The organism is Phenylobacterium sp., assembly GCF_046290725.1.
Classification (GTDB): domain Bacteria; phylum Pseudomonadota; class Alphaproteobacteria; order Caulobacterales; family Caulobacteraceae; genus Phenylobacterium.
The window spans coordinates 1,196,638-1,212,779 of record NZ_JBKBUH010000001.1 but is presented as its reverse complement, the minus strand read 5'-3'; the positions used below and the strand labels follow the sequence as shown (position 1 = coordinate 1,212,779).

At 72.1% G+C, this 16,142-nt stretch carries 12 protein-coding genes; 3 read left to right on the top strand and 9 right to left on the bottom strand.

What is annotated here, in order from left to right:
* Positions 1-17 precede the first annotated feature (17 nt).
* Positions 18-1,625, top strand: a complete 1,608-nt coding sequence (locus tag ACK41C_RS06395) for an MFS transporter (RefSeq protein WP_409653942.1) — start codon at positions 18-20, stop codon at positions 1,623-1,625.
* Between the two features lie 64 nt (positions 1,626-1,689).
* Here ACK41C_RS06395 and rpmE read toward each other — a convergent pair whose 3' ends face one another.
* Positions 1,690-1,914, bottom strand: coding sequence for a 50S ribosomal protein L31 (gene rpmE, locus ACK41C_RS06390; protein ID WP_409651692.1), 225 nt, complete (start codon positions 1,912-1,914; stop codon positions 1,690-1,692).
* A gap of 118 nt (positions 1,915-2,032) precedes the next feature.
* Here rpmE and ACK41C_RS06385 point away from each other — a divergent pair, with 118 nt between their 5' ends.
* Complete coding sequence (locus ACK41C_RS06385) at positions 2,033-3,880, top strand: ABC transporter transmembrane domain-containing protein (RefSeq protein WP_409651690.1); 1,848 nt, start codon at positions 2,033-2,035, stop codon at positions 3,878-3,880.
* Here ACK41C_RS06385 and ACK41C_RS06380 read toward each other — a convergent pair.
* Positions 3,877-5,325, bottom strand: a complete 1,449-nt coding sequence (locus tag ACK41C_RS06380) for a PLP-dependent aminotransferase family protein (protein WP_409651687.1) — start codon at positions 5,323-5,325, stop codon at positions 3,877-3,879. The genes ACK41C_RS06385 and ACK41C_RS06380 overlap by 4 nt on opposite strands.
* A gap of 94 nt (positions 5,326-5,419) precedes the next feature.
* Here ACK41C_RS06380 and ACK41C_RS06375 point away from each other — a divergent pair, with 94 nt between their 5' ends.
* Positions 5,420-6,130, top strand: a complete 711-nt coding sequence (locus ACK41C_RS06375) for a pyridoxamine 5'-phosphate oxidase family protein (protein ID WP_409651684.1) — start codon at positions 5,420-5,422, stop codon at positions 6,128-6,130.
* 10 nt (positions 6,131-6,140) lie between these two features.
* On the opposite strand, the gene trxA is transcribed toward ACK41C_RS06375, so the two are convergent.
* The 7 genes from trxA to ACK41C_RS06340 form a co-directional block, all read right to left on the bottom strand.
* Positions 6,141-6,464, bottom strand: a complete 324-nt coding sequence (gene trxA / locus ACK41C_RS06370) for a thioredoxin (protein ID WP_409651681.1) — start codon at positions 6,462-6,464, stop codon at positions 6,141-6,143.
* Positions 6,465-6,546: 82 nt separating this feature from the next.
* Positions 6,547-10,008: a double-strand break repair helicase AddA gene (gene addA / locus ACK41C_RS06365; protein ID WP_409651678.1), complete on the bottom strand. Its 3,462-nt coding sequence runs from the start codon at positions 10,006-10,008 to the stop codon at positions 6,547-6,549.
* Positions 10,005-13,004, bottom strand: a complete 3,000-nt coding sequence (gene addB / locus ACK41C_RS06360) for a double-strand break repair protein AddB (protein ID WP_409651676.1) — start codon at positions 13,002-13,004, stop codon at positions 10,005-10,007. The genes addA and addB overlap by 4 nt, the downstream gene beginning before the upstream one ends.
* Positions 13,001-13,708 carry a nucleotidyltransferase family protein gene (locus ACK41C_RS06355; RefSeq protein WP_409651673.1) on the bottom strand — a complete coding sequence of 236 codons (708 nt, stop codon included), beginning with the start codon at positions 13,706-13,708 and terminating at the stop codon, positions 13,001-13,003. Before ACK41C_RS06355 ends, addB begins: the two co-directional genes overlap by 4 nt.
* Positions 13,705-14,796 (bottom strand): N-acetylmuramate/N-acetylglucosamine kinase AmgK, encoded by a 1,092-nt coding sequence (amgK, locus tag ACK41C_RS06350; RefSeq protein ID WP_409651670.1) that lies wholly within the window; start codon positions 14,794-14,796, stop codon positions 13,705-13,707. Before amgK ends, ACK41C_RS06355 begins: the two co-directional genes overlap by 4 nt.
* Positions 14,780-15,259, bottom strand: a complete 480-nt coding sequence (gene tsaE, locus ACK41C_RS06345) for a tRNA (adenosine(37)-N6)-threonylcarbamoyltransferase complex ATPase subunit type 1 TsaE (RefSeq protein WP_409651667.1) — start codon at positions 15,257-15,259, stop codon at positions 14,780-14,782. Before tsaE ends, amgK begins: the two co-directional genes overlap by 17 nt.
* Complete coding sequence (locus tag ACK41C_RS06340) at positions 15,256-16,128, bottom strand: 1-acyl-sn-glycerol-3-phosphate acyltransferase (RefSeq protein ID WP_409651665.1); 873 nt, start codon at positions 16,126-16,128, stop codon at positions 15,256-15,258. The genes tsaE and ACK41C_RS06340 overlap by 4 nt, the downstream gene beginning before the upstream one ends.
* Positions 16,129-16,142: the final 14 nt, after the last annotated feature.

Below are 16,142 nucleotides of genomic sequence, written 5' to 3'. Positions count from 1 at the left end.
GCAGGCCCAATACCCGGATGGTGATCGGCGCGGCGTCGGCCGGCACGGTGTTCGAGTGGTACGATTTCTATCTCTACGGCTCGCTCGCCACCTTCATCACCCACCACTTCTTCTCCGGGGTGAACGAGACCACCGGCTACATCTTCGCGCTCCTGGCCTTCGCCGCCGGCTTCGCGGTGCGGCCTTTCGGGGCGGTGGTGTTCGGGCGGCTGGGCGACATGTGGGGCCGGAAGAACACCTTCCTGGTCACCATGCTTCTGATGGGGCTGTCGACCTTCACCGTCGGCCTGCTGCCCGGCTACGACCAGATCGGCGTGGCCGCGCCCATCGCCCTGGTGGTCATGCGCCTGCTGCAGGGCCTGGCGCTCGGCGGGGAGTACGGCGGCGCGGCGACCTACGTGGCCGAGCACGCGCCGCCGGGCAAGCGGGGCCTCTACACCAGCTGGATCCAGATCACCGCCACGCTCGGCCTGTTCCTGAGCTTGATCGTCATCCTCGCCGTACGCACCCAGGTGGGCGAGGCGGCGTTCCTGGAATGGGCGTGGCGCGTCCCCTTCCTGGTCTCCATCGTGCTGCTCGGCGTCTCCCTCTGGATCCGGCTGAAGCTCAACGAAAGCCCGGTGTTCCAGCGCATGGTGGCCGAGGGAAAGACCTCAAAGCAGCCGCTGAAGGAGAGCTTCGCCCGCTGGCCGAACCTGAAGCTGGTGCTGCTGGCCCTGGCGGGCCTGACCGCCGGCCAGGCGGTGGTCTGGTACACCGGCCAGTTCTACGCCCTCTTCTTCCTGGAGAAGACGCTGAAGGTCGACGGGGCCCTGACCAACAGCCTGGTCGCCTGGGCGCTGATCCTGGGCACGCCGTTCTTCGTGGTGTTCGGCTGGCTGTCGGACAAGATTGGGCGCAAGCCGATCATCCTGGCCGGGTGCCTGCTGGCGGTGCTGACCTATTTCCCGATCTTCAAGGGCCTGACCGCCGCGGCCAATCCGGAGCTCGCCGCAGCCACTGCGAGCGCGCCGGTGAGCATCATCGCCGATCCTCGTGACTGCGCCTTCCAGTTCGACCCGGTGGGCAAGACCGCCTTCGCCTCCTCATGCGACATCGCCAAGTCGGCCCTGGCGAGCGCGGGGGTGTCATACGAAAACGAGAAGGCCGCGCCCGGGGCTCTGGCGGTGGTGCGGATCGGCGAGAGGGAGATTCCGAGCTTCCGCGGCGAGGGGCTGGACCGCGCCGCCTTCGCGGCGGCCAGGGCCGATTGGATCAAACAGCTGACCGGGGCCCTGGCCGAGGCCGGCTATCCGCCCAAAGCCGATCCGGCCAAGGTGAACAAGCCGGCCGTGGTCAGCCTGCTGTTCCTGCTGATGCTGTATGTGACCATGGTCTATGGCCCGATCGCCGCGGCCCTGGTGGAGATGTTCCCGGCGCGGATCCGCTACACCTCCATGTCCCTGCCCTACCACATCGGCAACGGCTGGTTCGGCGGCTTCCTGCCCACCACGGCCTTCGCCATGGTCGCCGCCACGGGGAATATCTATTTCGGGCTCTGGTATCCGATCGTGATCGCCGGGGCGACCTTCCTGATCGGCCTGTTCCTGGTCCGCGAGATGCGCGGGGCCCACATCGACGACTGAGGCCAACGAAAAAAGCGCCGCGCGAGACCCGCGCGGCGCTTCTTCATGTCCGGCAAGCGGACGCTTACTTGCGGGTGAAGGCCCCGAACTTGGCGTTGAAGCGCGACACGCGACCGCCGCGGTCCAGCAGCGTCTGGTTGCCGCCGGTCCAGGCCGGATGGGTCTTCGGGTCGATGTCGAGGTTCAGCGTCGCGCCTTCCTTGCCGTAGGTCGAGCGCGTCTGATAGCTCGTGCCGTCCGTCATCACGACCGTGATGAAGTGGTAGTCGGGGTGGGTGTCTTGTTTCATCTGGCGGTCAACCGACGTAAAGGAGCGGCGGAAATTGGGACGGCCCGCCGAGGGGCGGGCGCGAGGAAGCCGCGCCTATACAGGATAAGGCGGGGTCAGAGCAAGGGCGCTGCGTTTCATGAGTGATCTGGCCGGAGAGGCCGCCGCCCCGGGCCGGCCCAGCGCCGGCGCCGCCCTGGCCCAGGACCTGGCCGAAGCCGCCGAACGGCGCCCCCGCTCGCGCAACGTCCGGGCGCTCGCCCGCCTCTGGCCGTTCGTGGCCGAGCACAAGGGCGACGCCGTCGCAGCCGCCGTGTTCCTGATCGCCGCGGCGGCGGCCACCCTGGGCCTTTCCGGCGCGGTGCGCCTGCTGGTGGACCATCTGACCGGCGCCGAGGTCACCGCCCGTTCGGTCGCGCCCTGGTTCTGGCTTCTCGGCGGCGTGGCCGTGGCGCTCGCCCTGGCCTCGGCGCTTCGCTACTTCTTCGTCACCAAGCTGGGCGAGCGTGTCGTGGCCGACCTGCGCAAGGCCGCCTACGCCCACATCCTGACCCTCGATCCGGCCTTCTTCATCCGCACGCGCACGGGCGAGGTGCTCTCGCGCCTGACCACCGACATCCAGATCGTGGAGACCCTGTTGGCGACCTCCGTCTCCATGGCCCTGCGCAACCTGCTCACCCTGATCGGCGCCCTGATCCTGCTGGTGGTGGTCAGTCCGCGCCTGACCCTGCTGGTGCTGCTGATCTTTCCGGTCGTGCTTGCGCCCCTGTTCCTCTTCGGCCGCCGGGTGCGCCGGCTGACCACCTCGGCCCAGGACCAGTTCGCCGGAGCCATAGGCCATGCGGGCGAGACCCTGGACGCGCTGGAGACCGTCCAGGCTTTCGGCCGGGAGCGGCTGGCCGCCGAGCGGTTCGGCGCGGCCGTCGAGCAGGCCTTCGCCACTTCCCTGCGGCGGATGACCGCCCGGGCGATCATGACCGCCCTGGTCATCGCCCTGGTGTTCGGCGGCGTGGTGGGGATCTTCTGGCTGGGGGTGACGGCGGGCCTGCGGGGCGAGATGGGTTGGGGCGCGCTCTTCCAGTTCGCCTTCCTCTCGGTGCTGGCGGCCGGTTCGGTGGGGGCGCTGGGCGAGACCTGGGGCGACGTGCAGAAGGCGGCCGGCGCCATGGAGCGCGTCTCCGAACTCCTCGCGGCGCAGCCCTCGATCGCCGCGCCCGCCCGGCCGCTCGCCCTACCCGCTCCGCCGCGGGGGGAAGTGGCCTTCCACGAGGTCAGCTTCGCCTATCCCGGCCGGCCCGACGCCCTGGCCCTGAACGGGTTCAATCTGCACGTGGCGCCGGGCGAGCGTGTGGCCCTGGTCGGGCCGTCCGGCTCGGGCAAGAGCACGGTTTTCCGCCTGCTGCTGCGATTCTACGACCCCGCCCAGGGCGCGATCCATTTGGACGGCGTCGACATTCGCCAGGCGGACCCCGCGGAGGTTCGCGCCCGCATGGCCCTGGTGGCCCAGGACTCGCCGCTGTTCTCCGGTTCGGCGGCCGAGAACATCCGGCTGGGCCGCGACGGGGCGGAGGAGGCGGCGATCCGCGCCGCCGCCCGCGCCGCCCAGGCCGAGGGCTTCCTCGACGCCCTGCCGGAGGGGTTCGACACCCCGCTCGGCGAACGCGCCCGCAGCCTTTCGGGCGGCCAGCGCCAGCGGCTGGCCATCGCCCGGGCCCTGATCCGCCAGGCGCCGATCCTGCTGCTGGACGAGGCCACCAGCGCGCTCGACGCCGAAAGCGAGCGGCTGGTCCAGATGGCGCTGGAAGAGGCGATGGAGGGCCGCACCACTCTGGTCATCGCCCACCGGCTGGCCACCGTGCTCAAGGCCGACAGGATCGTGGTGATGGAGGCCGGTCGGGTGGTCGAGCAGGGCGCCCACGCCGAGCTTTCCGCCCGGGGCGGGCTCTATGCGCGCCTGGCCGCCCTGCAGTTCGGCGCGGCGGCCTAAGCCAGGGCCTGGGCGAGACGGGCCACCCCGGCCGGGATCGCCCGCACCGGAAAGCCGGTGAAGCCGAGCATCAGGCCCGATCGCGGCTCGATCCGGCGGTAAAGCCGGCTTATCGCCCGCACCGTGACGCCGCCGGCGTCGGCCTGGGCTTCGGCGGCGAGGTCCGAGCGCCCGTCCTTGAGATAGGCGATCAGGTGCATGCCGCCTTCGGGCGCGTCCACCTCCAGCACGTAGCCGAGCCTGGCCCGCAGCTCGGCGGCGAGCAGGTCGCGCTGGGCCTTGTAGGCGATCCGCCGGCGGCGGATGTGGGCGGCGAAATGCCCCTCGCGCATGAAGTCCAGCACCACCGCCTGGGTGAGGGTCGAGGCCTGACGATCCATCAGCTGGCGGGCGTTGGCGAGGGCGGCGGCCAGGGGCCGGGGAGCGACGGCGTAGCCGAGGCGCAGGCCCGGAAACAGCGCCTTGTTGAGCGTGCCCACATAGAGGACCCGGTCGCCGCCATCGAGGCCCTGCAGGGAGGCGAGCGGCGGACCGTCGTAGCGGAACTCCGAGGCGTAATCATCCTCCACGATCCAGGCGCCGGCGTCCCGCGCCCAGTTCAGCAGCTCCATGCGCCGGCCCATGGTGAGGGTGACGCCGAGCGGATACTGGTGCGAAGGCGTGACGAAGGCGACCCGGGCCTGCGGGGCGGCCGCCATCCCCTCGGCGACCACCAGGCCGGAGGCGTCCACGCGCACGGCGTGGATGTCCGCCCCGGCGGCGGTCAGGGCGTGGCGGGTGGCGGGATAGCCGGGCTCCTCCATCCAGACCGGATCGCCCGGGCGCAGCAGCGCCCGCACGGCGATGTCCACCGCGTGCTGGGCGCCGGAGGTCACCAGCACCTGGTCGGGCTCGCAGACGCCCCCCCGGGCGGCGCGCAGGTAATCGGCGATGGCGGCTCGCAGCGCGGCGTCGCCCCGCGGGTCGGAATAGCCGAAGTGCTCGGGTCCGAGCGTGCGCAGCGCCCGCCGCATGGAGCGGCCCCAGGCGTCGTAGGCCCGGGCGTCCAACAGGGTCCGTCCGGTGCTGAAGAGCCGCGGATCGGACTGGGGCGCCGGCAAGACCATCTCATCGAGGTCCCGCACCCGCGGCGGGATTTCGGGCGGCCGCGCACGCTCGGCGACCGGCGGCCGCAGCTCGGTCACGCCCGAGAGGTCTCCGGAGACGAAGGTGCCCGAGCCCACCCGCGCCACCGCATAGCCCTCCGCCAGCAACAGATCGTAGGCGGCCACCACCGAGGCCCGCGCCACGCCCAGGCGCGCGGCGAAGTCGCGGCTGGAGGGCAGCCGGCCGCCGGGCTTCAGGGTGCCGGCGACGATCGCCCCGCGCACCTGGTCATAGACCTGGCGGATGACCGGCTCGCCCTGCCGGGGCGGGCTCCAGGGATAGACGTCGGACCAGCTCATGGGCCCTCGATTGGACTGTAGAAATTCCAGGAATTGGCACTTTAGACCAGTCCGGTCGCGGACTAAAGCCGAGCTCCGATCCGGAGAAGTTCCGATGTCCGACACCCCCGCCTATCCCCAGACGCCGAGATCGCGCGCCCGCCGCAAGCCCACGCGCGCCCGCTACGATGAGGCGAGCGTGTACGCGGTGCTCGACGCCGCCGTGCTCTGCCATGTCGGCTACGTGATCGAGGGCCAGCCCTTCGTGACGCCCACCGCCTTCTGGCGCGAGGGCCGGCGGCTCTACTGGCACGGCTCGGCCGCCAGCCGGATGATCCGCGCCCAGGCCTCCGGCTTGCCCGTGTGCGTGACGGTGAGCCACCTGGACGGCCTGGTCCTCGCCGCCTCGGGCATCGCCCATTCGGCCAATTATCGTTCGGTCATGGCCTTCGGCCGCGCGCGCCTGGTCGAGGGGCTGGAGGCCCGCCGGGCGGCGCTGGAGGCCTTCATCGACCGGCTCTATCCCGGCCGGGCGGAGACGTTGCGGCCCATGACCGACAAGGAAGTCCTGCAGGTCGGACTGATCGAGATGACGATCGAAGAGGCCGTGGCGAAGCAGCGGGCCGGCGGCGTCAACCTGCTGCCGGAGGACGAGGGATGGCCCGTCTGGACTGGCGTGCTGCCGGTCTCGATGCAGGTCGGCCGCCCCATGGTCGAGGCGGCCTCTGCATCCGACGCGCGGCCAGGCGCCGGTTTTGAACCTTACGCCGAGGGCGAACGCCTGGATGATGCGCTGTCGCAGGCCGCCAGGATCTGGGCGGCCTGAGGGCGGCGGGTCAGATGCCCGCCTCGTTCAGCCACTCGACGATTTTCTGCTTGGGCATGGCGCCGACCTTCATCGAGGCCATCTGGCCGCCCTTGAACAGCATCATGGTGGGGATGCCGCGCACGCCGTAGCGCGAGGGGGTGGTCGGGGAATCCTCGATGTTCAGCTTGGCCACGGTGACCTGTTCGCCCAGCTCGGCGGCGATCTGTTCCAGGGCCGGCGCGATCTGCTTGCAGGGACCGCACCATTCCGCCCAGAAATCCACCAGGACCGGCTTGTCGGCTTGGAGCACGTCCTTTTCGAACGTCTCGTCGGTGACCGTCACGGTGCTCATGAAGAAGCTCCTATCAGCGCGGCCCTATCAACGCCGGCCGCGACCCTTCGATCCGCCGATGTAGGCGGGCCTGGCCGGTGTATCAACCTTCACGGCCCAGCTCGGCAAGGGTGTCGGCCAACAGCTTTTCTGGAACCGCCATCAGCTTGGGGCCATCGGTCCAGACCAAAGCCGCCTCGATCCGCCGGCCGGGAAAGATTTCCGCCAGCACCGTGGCATAGACCGCCATCTGGCGCAGATAGGCAGGATCGGCCGCTTCGATCCGGTCCGGCGAGGGGCGGTTGGTCTTGAAATCGACGGCCAGCACCCGGTCGGGCAGCACCACCAAGCGGTCGATTCGCCCGGACACGGCCAAGCCCGGCGGCAGGGCTGGCGAAGAGCCGGCCACCGGCGCCTCGGCCCGCCCGCCCGGCCCGAACACCTCGGAGAACCGCGTGTCCTCCAGCACGCCGAAAGCGGCGGCGATCATCTCGACACGCTGGTCAGGCGACAGGTCGGGCTCCCGCGCCAGGATGCGCTCGGCCGCCGAGCGGCGATCCTGCGGCGGAAGATCGGGCAGCAACTGCAGCAGGCGGTGGATCAGGTCGCCCCGGCGGAAGCGGCCCAGCCCCCGGGTGCGCGCGAGCGGCGAGGCCGCGGGAAAGACCGTATCCTCCCCAAGCTGGGACGGCGAGGCGTATCGGGCGAAGGGCTCCGGGGCGGCGGGGAGCTGCGCCCAGGTGGGGAGGCTCGACGGCGAGCCTCCGGCCGCCGCTGCGGCGGTCAGCGCCTCCGGATCGGCGCCGAAGCGCAGGACCTCCATGCCGCCGCTTGAGACGGTACGACAGCGCTCGGCGATGGCGGCGTGCTGGAACGCCGCGCTCAGGTGGCCCCACCAGCCGCCGATATTCTCCTCCTTGGCGGTGGCGGAGATCCGGCCGCACAGCACCAGGCGGTCGCGGGCGCGGGTCAGGGCCACATAGAGCAGGCGGCAGGCCTCCTCGTCCTCCTTGCGGGCGCGCAACTCGCGGGCGGCAGCCGAGGCCTTGCAGTCGGCGGTCTTGGAGACACACCAGAGGAAGCCGCCCTCGGGCGTCGGCATCAGGGGCGAGCCCCTCGCCCCGCGCGCAAGCGTGGTCTCCGGCAGGAAGACGATGGGCGCCTCCAGCCCCTTCGCCCCGTGGGCGGTCATCACCCGCACCTCGTCGCGGCCGGCTTCCATCTCCCGCTTCACGGCGATGTCGAGGCTGGCGAAGGCCGCGGCCAGGCCTTCCAGGTCGCAGATTCCCCGCGCCTCGGCCGCCAACACCTGGGCCAGGAACTCGTCGACGGCGTCCTCAGCCTCGCTTCCCAGCCGGGTCAGGAGCCGCCGCCGCATGGATGCGCCCGTGAGGTCCTGTGCATCGAGCCTGCGGCTGTAGAACTCGAAGGGCGCCTGGGTCCGCGCCCCCGCCAGCGCGTCTTCCAGGAACCCGCAAGCCCAGCCCCAGTCAGTCCGCTCCTCACATCGGCGCTGCAGGCGCCGCCATAGGTTCTCCCGCCCACGGCCGTGGGCGAGGGCGTAGAGGCTGTCGTCGTCGAGGCCGCAGAAGGGGCTCTTCAACAGCGCCGCGAGAGTGAGCTCGTCCTGCGGGAACTGTACGAACCGGGCGAGCGCCAGGAGATCGTCGAAAACGATGTGCTCCGAAAGCGCCAGGCGGTCGGCGCCGGCCACGGGCAGGCCCCGACGCTTCAGAGCGCGCAGGATCTCTTCGAACAGCGCCTTGCGGCGGCGCACCAGGATCAGCACGTCGCCCGGGCGGGCCGGGCGCCAGTCGCGCAGATCCTTGTCGTAGACGGCGTCGCCGCGCGCGACGATGGCGGCGATTTCCGCGGCGATCTTCTCGGCCAGCCGCTTGTTGGCGCTGCGCTCGCCCTCGGCGTCCAGCGGCGCATCCCAGGCCTCCCGGGCCTCGCCCTTCTCCTCCCGCTCCAAAGGCCAAAGATCGACGCACCCGGCGTGGTCGGTCCGCTTGGGAGTGTGGACGATGGCTTCGGCGGCGCGTCGCGGCAGAATCGCCTGGGCGAGCTCCGGGGGCGAAAAACAGACGTCGACGAAACTCAGCACCTCCGGCGTCGAGCGCCAGGAGTCGAGCAGATCCACCCGCTCGAACGTCAGGCCGGAGCCCGTCGCCCGGTCGCGGTGGAACTCGAATTCGTGGAACAGGAGCTCCGGCTGCGCGCCCTGGAAGGAGTAGATCGACTGCTTCTCGTCGCCGACCACGAACATGTTGCGCTCGAGCCCCCGCAGGCGCGCCACGCCCGCGCCGGAGAAGAACTCCGCGGTCAGCGCCCGCAGGATGCGCCATTGCTCCGGCGCGGTGTCCTGGGCCTCGTCCACCAGGATGTGGTCGATGCCGCCGTCGAGCTTGTAGAGCACCCAGGCCGCCGCCGGCCGATGCTCCACCAACCGATAGGCCCGCTCGATGAGGTCTGTGAAGTCGAGGGCGCTCGCCGCCTGCTTCTCCAGACGGTAGGCCTCCAGATAGGCGTGGGCGAGGATCAGGGCGTCCTGGGTGTCGCGCGCCACATTGGCCGCCCGCAGCCGCTCGCGCGCCGTCTCCAGCCGATCCTGTTCGGTCAGCAGCCGCGCGCGCAGGTCTTCCCGCGCCTTCAACCCCGAGGTCTTGGCGACCCAGGTCGCGGGCGTTCCCTCGCCCTTCTCGGTGAACAGCGCGCCGAGGCACTGGGCGAAGGTCGCGGCAGGATCGGCGGCGACCGCCCGCAGCAGTTCGGCGCATTTCTGGTCGGTCTTGCCGCCCAGGGCGAGCGCCTCGGCGCAGGCGCGCCAGAGATCGCGGTCGAGGGCCGCCATGACCGCGGCCTCCACGGCTTCGACGTCCGTCGGCTCATCGAAGCCGCATGCCTTCCACGCGTCGGCGCAGGCGCCTGGGAGGCCGCCCTTCTGCTCGAAGTAATCGGCGAGCCGGCCTCGCTCGGCCTCGAAGCCTCCGAACATCGCCTGGAAGGCGCCGAAATCCAGGGCCACCGAGAAGCGGGCGTAGGCCTCGGCCACCGCGCCCTCGCCCCGCAGCGCGTGGCGCGCGACGGCCTTCTTGGCGTCGGCGACGATGGCGGCCGCATCGGCGTCGTCCATCACCTTGAAGCCCGGCGATATGCCCGCCTCCAGCGGGAACCGGCGCAGGAGCTTCTCGCAAAAGGCGTGAATGGTCTGGATCTTCAGCCCGCCGGGCGTCTCCAGCGCCCGGGCGAAGAGGGCGCGAGCCTTGGAGAGGGCGATATGGTCGTAGGCGGCCGCCGGCCGGCCCTCCAGCTCCGCCAGTTCGGTGCGCAGCCGCGCGTCGTCGCAGACCGACCAGCCGCTCAGGAGTCCGAACAGCCGGCGCTGCATCTCGGCGGCGGCGGCCTTGGTGTAGGTGACGCAGAGGATGGTTTCGGGGCTGGCGCCGGCCAGCAGCAGGCGCGCCACCCGGTCGATGAGGGTCTTGGTCTTGCCCGAGCCGGCGTTGGCGGTGACGAAGGCCGATAGCTGGGGATCGGCGGCGATGCGCTGGGGATCGGTCACGTCTCGTCCCCGTCATCGCCGCTGGTGGACCATTCGAACACCCGGGCCAGGTGGTCGTAGTCGCTGACGTGCAGCTTCACGAACTGGGGGGCGGTGCGCGAGGCGTAGGGCCGGCCGGCGTCGAACTGGGCGACTAGGCGCGCAAGGCCGTCCAGGGCGCGGGCCGCGGCGTCGGCGCTCTCCTCGCCGGCGGCGGCGCGGACCTCCTCGCGGCCTGCGGGCCGGCGGCCGGTCACCTCCAGATAGGTTAGGTCGCCGGGCGCGGCGGCGGGCAGGCCCGGAAAGCCGCCGGCCGCCAGGATGGCTGCCGTGAGGGTGAGCTGCGGCGAGAAGCCGGCCTCCACAACCTTCTTCGAAGGGGCGCGGCCGGTCTTATAGTCGAGGATGTGGCCGAAACCCTGCGGGTCGATCTCGATGCGGTCGGCCTTGGCGGTGACGGTGAAGGGGCCGCCGGGCGCCGGAATCGTATGGGCGCCCTCGCGCTCCACATGAATCGTCCGCCCATCGGCGCGGCGGCGGGCCTCGAGCTCGGCCACCCAGGTGGCGGCCTCGCGCGCCAGCGCCGTCTCGCGGGCCAGGGCCTCGCGCGGCATGCCGGCGGCGGCCAGTTCGGCGACATAGAGGTCCTGGAAGATCGCCGCCGCGTCGGCCGGCAGGGCGGTCGGGTGATCCAGAGCGAAGCGCTCGAACGCCTTGTGGATCGCGGTTCCGCGGGCGCGGGCCTCCACCGCCTCGTCCGGACGGTCGAGCAGGTAGAGCTTCAGGATGTCGCGCGCCCAGACGGCGTAGGGATCGCGGGTCAGGGCCTCGACGCGGGTGACGGCGAGCTTCCGGGGCCGGTCGGCGAGCGGCGGCGACGGAGCCGGCCGGCGGACAGGGGCGTAGGACCCCGCCGCATCCAAGGCGTGCGCCCAGTCCAGCCCCTCCGGCCGCCCGGGCAAGGCGACGCCGGCGCCGCGGGCCAGCGTCTCCAGCCGCCACAGCCAGCGCGACTTCACCGCCGGCGCGCCCTCGCGGCGTTCGGAATGCAGCAGCACCACGTCCGGCGCACAGGCGGCCTGGGCGAAGTCGTGGGCGGCCAGGCCCACCCGCCGCTCCGGCGGCGGCAGGCCCAGGCGGTTGCGCATCGGCCGCGAGAGGAAGGGGTCCACCGGCGCGCCCTGAGGCCAGACACCTTCCTCCAGCCCCGCCAGGATCAGCCGGTCGGAGCGGACCAGGCGCGCCTCCATGGCGCCCAGGATGCGGAGCCGCGAATGGGTGGCGCCGCCGGTGCGGATCGTCTCGCCCGCCGTCAGCCGGGTCAGGAGATCGGCGAAACCGCGAGGCGTGGCGGGCGGGAGGCCCTCGCCATGCTCGATCAATCCGGCGAGCAGCCGCGCCAAGGCCTCGCCGCCTGGCCCGGCCCAGAGGTCGCCGGCTCCGCCCTCGGGACCGGCGGCCAAGGCCTCCATCGTCTCGGCAAGCCGTCCAGCGGCCTGGGCGGGGCTCGCCTCGGCCTCGTCCAGGAGGGACAGGGCCGCCTGCAAGCGGCGAGCGAGGTCCAGCCCCTGCGACGCGCCCTTCGCCTGGAGACGGGCCTCGAGCGCCGCCCGATCGGCCGGACGCGGCCCGCGGAGGCCGTGCAGCTCCAGCTCGATGCGGGCGGCCTCCAGCGCCTCGGGCGTCAGGCCTAGGCGCACCAGCGGGTGTTTGACGAGCGCCAGCAGAGTCACCGGGTCCAGGCGTTGCGCGGCCGCCTTGGCGACGAGACCGGCCAGCACCCCGCAGCGGCAGGCGGCCAAGGGCTCGCCCACCGAGGAGTCCGGCGTCACCCCCCAGCGCGCCAGCTTGGCGGCGACGCGGCGCGCCAGCCCCTTGTCGGGGGTGACCAGAGCGGCGGTGAGGCCCGGCGTCTCCAAGGCCTCTCGCAGCAGCAGAGCCGCGGTCGCCGCCGCCGCCTCCTCCGCGCGGGCGGCGATCACCGAAAGGCCCGCGAGCCCCTGTTCCACCGGGTCGGTCCCGTCGCCCGCCTCGGCGCGCAGGGCGGCGATCACGTCCAGCCAGTCGGCGGTGCGCTCGGCCGGACGCAGCGCCTCGTTGACGACCCGACGACGCCAGCGACCCTGGGCGGTGAAGCGGGCCGAGGCCGGCCAGACCTGCACCGCTTTCCGTTCCACGCCGGCGCGCGCCAGCAGGCGCTTCATCGCCCCTTGCGGGTGCTGTTCGTCCACCTCGGCCCAGGCCGCGTCGGCGAGGCTTTCGTCGAGGCCGGGCAGCACGACCGCCCCCTGCGGCGCGGCGGCGATCACCTTCAGAAGATCGGCCGTGGCCGGCGCCGTGCCGGTGGAGCCGGCGGCCACCAGCACGCCGGGCGGCGGCGCCTGGTCCCAGGTCTCGGCGAGGCGGCGGAGCAGGATCACCCGCCGCTGGCTGACGTCCACCAGGCCCAGCGCGTCGAGCCGCTTCGGCCACGCCTCGAGCGCGGCTTCGAGGAATTGGCGGCTGACCTGCCAGTGCTCGGCCAGGTCGCCGTCGGCGAGGTCAGCCAGCCGGCCGTCGGCCGAGACCTCCTCGATCTGCAGGCTGTCGAGGAAGGCGCCCAGGGCGTCGGCGAGCTCGAGCGCGGCGGCGGCGTCCAGCTCGCGGCCGAGCAGCGCCTCCTTGCCCTTGACTAGGCGGGTGAGTTCGAGTCGGCGCCTCAGGGGTTCGATCGCGGCGGGCAGGTCGAGGGCGATGTCGCCGGGTTCGAAGGGCGGCTCGCCCTCGTCGAGATCGCCGATCGGCCTGATCTGCGGCGGCAGCAGGGCCCGGCCGCCCGAGACGGCGAGGAAGGCGTCGGCCAGCGCCCGCGCCCCCCGGCGGGTGGGCGTCAGGACGGTGGCGTCGGAAAGGGCTTCGGGGCCGAACGGGGAAAGCGCGTCGAACAGGCCCTTGGCGAGGTCGGAGACGAAGGGGCGGTGCGCCGGGATGTTGAACCAGCGCGGGCCGGGCCGGTCGAACAGGGGCGCTCCGCTCACTTCAGCCTCGCCTCCGCCAGCTTCAAGGCGGCGGGGTCGCCGACCTGCATCCACAGGCCCTCGAACTGCAGGCCATGCAGGCGTTTGCGGGCGCTTGCCGCCAGCCAAGTGTCACGCTGGGTGAAGGCTTCGCGCGGATCGATGTAGATGAGCGTTGGGTCGATGATCTCGATCCCGAAGCAGTGGAGCGGCGCCTCGGCCGCCTCGCCCCGGTGGGTCAGGGTCCCGTCCGGGGCCTGGAAGAAGTCGCCGGGCGTGTCGAAACCGAGGGTGCGATCCTTCGGGATCACGGTCAGCAGCACGTCCATGCGCGACGGGTCCCAGGCCGCGGCCAGCTCCTCCAGGGCGGGGCGGCCGGGCTTCATCCACACATAGTCGCTGTTGCAGACGAAGATCGGGTCTTCGCCGAGCAGGCCGCGGGCGTGCTTGATGCCGCCGCCGGTCTCCAGCAGCCGGGCGCGCTCGTCGGAGATCCGCACCTCCACGTCCCGCCGAGCCTTCAAGTGCGCCTCCATGGCGTCGGCGAAGGCGTGGACATTGACCACCACCCGCTCCACGCCAACCTCGACCAAGGGATCGATGACGTGGTCGATCAGCGCCTTGCCGGCCACTTCGATCAGGGCCTTCGGCCGGCTGTCGGTCAGGGGCCGCATCCGGGTTCCGAGGCCCGCGGCCATCACCATGGCGGTGCGCGGCGCGCTCATCGCCGGGCCTCCGCCGGCACGTGGGCGCCGAACCAAGCCTTCAACCCGGCGAGCGCCGGATCCTCCAGGTTCCGCTCCAGATAGCGCCAAGTGCGCGGCATGTAGGCCTCGTACTGCCGGCGGCCCAGCAACGCCTGGCGGGCGAACACCCGCCCAAGGATGCGGGCGGCGTTGGAGGCGGCGAGCGCCCGGTAGTCGGCGAGGAAGGCCTCCCGCTCCAGTTCCGGCCGGGCGGCCAGGAAGCGATCGAGCATGGCGGCCTCCAGCTCCGGCGAGACGTCGCGGCGGGCGTCCTGCAGGAGGTGAGTGAGGTCCCAGGCCGGATGGGCGCGGAGCGCATCCTGGAAGTCGAGCAGCCCGACCCGGGCCGGACCCCGCCGTTCGCCGAGCCAGAGGAGGTTCTGGGCGTGGTAGTCGCGGTGGCAGAAGACTGCGGCGCCCGCCTCGCCGCGTTCCCAGACCGGCGCCCAGAGCGCATCCCACTCGGCCACGGCGTCGGTGGAGAAGGCGGCCAGCCCGGCGAACTTGGGCCACCATTCCAGGAAGGTGTCGGTCCCGACCTTGAGGGCGAGGGCGTCATAGGTCAGGAGCGGCCACGCCGCTCCGCCCGCCCGCAGCACCTGGGGCGGCGGGCTCGCCTGCAGCGTCGCCTGCACGTCGACGGCGGCTTCGTAGAGCGGCCTCTCCGCCTGGCCCGAGGCGATCAGCGTGGCGAAGAGGTCGTCGCCCAGATCCTCCAGCACGGCCAGCCCGGCTTCGACGTCGTAGGCCAGCACCTCGGGCGCCGAGAGTCCCCGTTCCCGCAGGAAGTCCGCCGTCGCCACGAAGGCCGCGACCGACCCCGCGGCCAGCCGGGATGCGGCGTTATAACCCAGGGCCAGGCGCTCGGCCGGCGTCGCCTGGGGCGGGCAAACGGCGCTTTCGGCGGCCGGCGGCTGGTCCATGAAGATCAGGCTGGCGCCCGAGGGCAGGGTCAGGCGCTCATAGGCGCGGGTGGAGGCGTCGCCGGCCAGCGGCGTGCGCTTCGCCGCACCGAAGCCTTGGCGCTGCAGGAATTCGGCCTTTACGGCCTCACGCTCGGAACTCAAGCCCACGTCCTTCCCAGGCGCCGGCGGGGATCAGCCGCACGCGGCGCGACTGGCTCCCGTACTCCGGATCGGGCGCGATCTCCAGATCGAGCCGGTCGGGCGGCAGGCGGCCCTCCAGCCGCTCGGGCCATTCGATCACCGCCGCCCCGTCCTCCAGCGCCTCGTCCAGGCCGATCTCATAGGCTTCGTCCGGGGAGGAGAGCCGGTAGAGGTCGAAATGGGCCAGCTTCAGGCCCTCGCCCTCATAGAACTGCACCAGGGTGAAGGTGGGGCTCGGCACGTCCTCGTCGGGGCGGGTGAGCGCCCGCACCAAGGCGCGCGCGAGCGTCGACTTGCCGGCGCCCAGGGGGCCGTAGAGGCAGACCGCCTCACCGGGCCTTAGCGCCTTGGCCAGCGCCGCGCCCAGCCGGGCGGTGGCCGCCTCGTCGGCCAGTCGGAAGTCGCCTTCGGCCTCGACCATCATGCGAAGGGCCGATCCGGATCGTGCGGCAGGACACGTTCGACATAGGCCTTGAGGGCGAGGGTGGCGGCCGCGGCGTCGCCCTCCAGCCGCTCGGCCGGTGTCGGCGGCCCGATGGTGAGCCGGAAGGCGCGGCCCTGCTTGTTCAGGAGCTCGTGGAACAGGGTGATGTCCCGCAGCTCCTTGGAGAAGCGGTTGAAAAAGTGAAACAGGGTTGACCACGGCCCCGAGAGATGCATCGGCACCACCGGCGCGCCATACTTGCGCGCGATGGAGATGGCGCTGGGCATCCACTCCGGATCGGTCAGCACGCCGTCCGGTCCGCGCCGCGCCAGCCGGCCAGCCGGGAAGATGACCAGGGCGCGCTCCGCCTCCATGGCCTCGCGGGTGAGTTGGAGGGTCAGCCGGGTCCGCTCGCGCGTGCGCTTCTCCTCCACCCACTCCACCGGGATCAGCACCTCGCCGAAGCGCGGCGCCACGCGGTGGGCGTCGGAATTGGCGTAGAAGCAGAGGTCCGGGCGCAGGGCCTTCACCGAATCGAACACCGCAATCCCGTCGGCGATGCCGGTGGGATGGTTGCAGATCAGCACCGCCCGCCCCGACCGGGGGATCCGCTCCAGGCCGCTCGCCTCCACCTGCACCTTCAGAAGGTCGGAGATGTGGTCCAGGGCGGCGCGGCCGGGCAGGGGCGCGATGGCGTCGGCCATGCGCCGGGCCTTGCCGTAGTCCAGGATCCGGTAGAGCAGCGGCCGCGCGGCGGGCCAGAGCGGGCTGGAGGACAGCTTCGGCGCCCGCTCTTCAATCAGGGTGTCGACGATGTGGTCGCGGCGGGCCCTTCGAACCGCAAGATCGGTGGAGGCGAGGCTGGTCATTGGGCGGAGGATGC

What these genes read in the sequence shown, in the direction of transcription:
- ACK41C_RS06355 (WP_409651673.1), bottom strand. Translation starts at nt 13,708, where the DNA reads ATGAGCGCGCCGCGCACCGCCATGGTGATGGCCGCGGGCCTCGGAACC.
- tsaE (WP_409651667.1), bottom strand. Translation starts at nt 15,259, where the DNA reads ATGATGGTCGAGGCCGAAGGCGACTTCCGACTGGCCGACGAGGCGGCC.
- ACK41C_RS06395 (WP_409653942.1), top strand. Translation starts at nt 18, where the DNA reads ATGGTGATCGGCGCGGCGTCGGCCGGCACGGTGTTCGAGTGGTACGAT.
- trxA (WP_409651681.1), bottom strand. Translation starts at nt 6,464, where the DNA reads ATGAGCACCGTGACGGTCACCGACGAGACGTTCGAAAAGGACGTGCTC.
- rpmE (WP_409651692.1), bottom strand. Translation starts at nt 1,914, where the DNA reads ATGAAACAAGACACCCACCCCGACTACCACTTCATCACGGTCGTGATG.
- ACK41C_RS06340 (WP_409651665.1), bottom strand. Translation starts at nt 16,128, where the DNA reads ATGACCAGCCTCGCCTCCACCGATCTTGCGGTTCGAAGGGCCCGCCGC.
- ACK41C_RS06380 (WP_409651687.1), bottom strand. Translation starts at nt 5,325, where the DNA reads ATGAGCTGGTCCGACGTCTATCCCTGGAGCCCGCCCCGGCAGGGCGAG.
- ACK41C_RS06385 (WP_409651690.1), top strand. Translation starts at nt 2,033, where the DNA reads ATGAGTGATCTGGCCGGAGAGGCCGCCGCCCCGGGCCGGCCCAGCGCC.
- ACK41C_RS06375 (WP_409651684.1), top strand. Translation starts at nt 5,420, where the DNA reads ATGTCCGACACCCCCGCCTATCCCCAGACGCCGAGATCGCGCGCCCGC.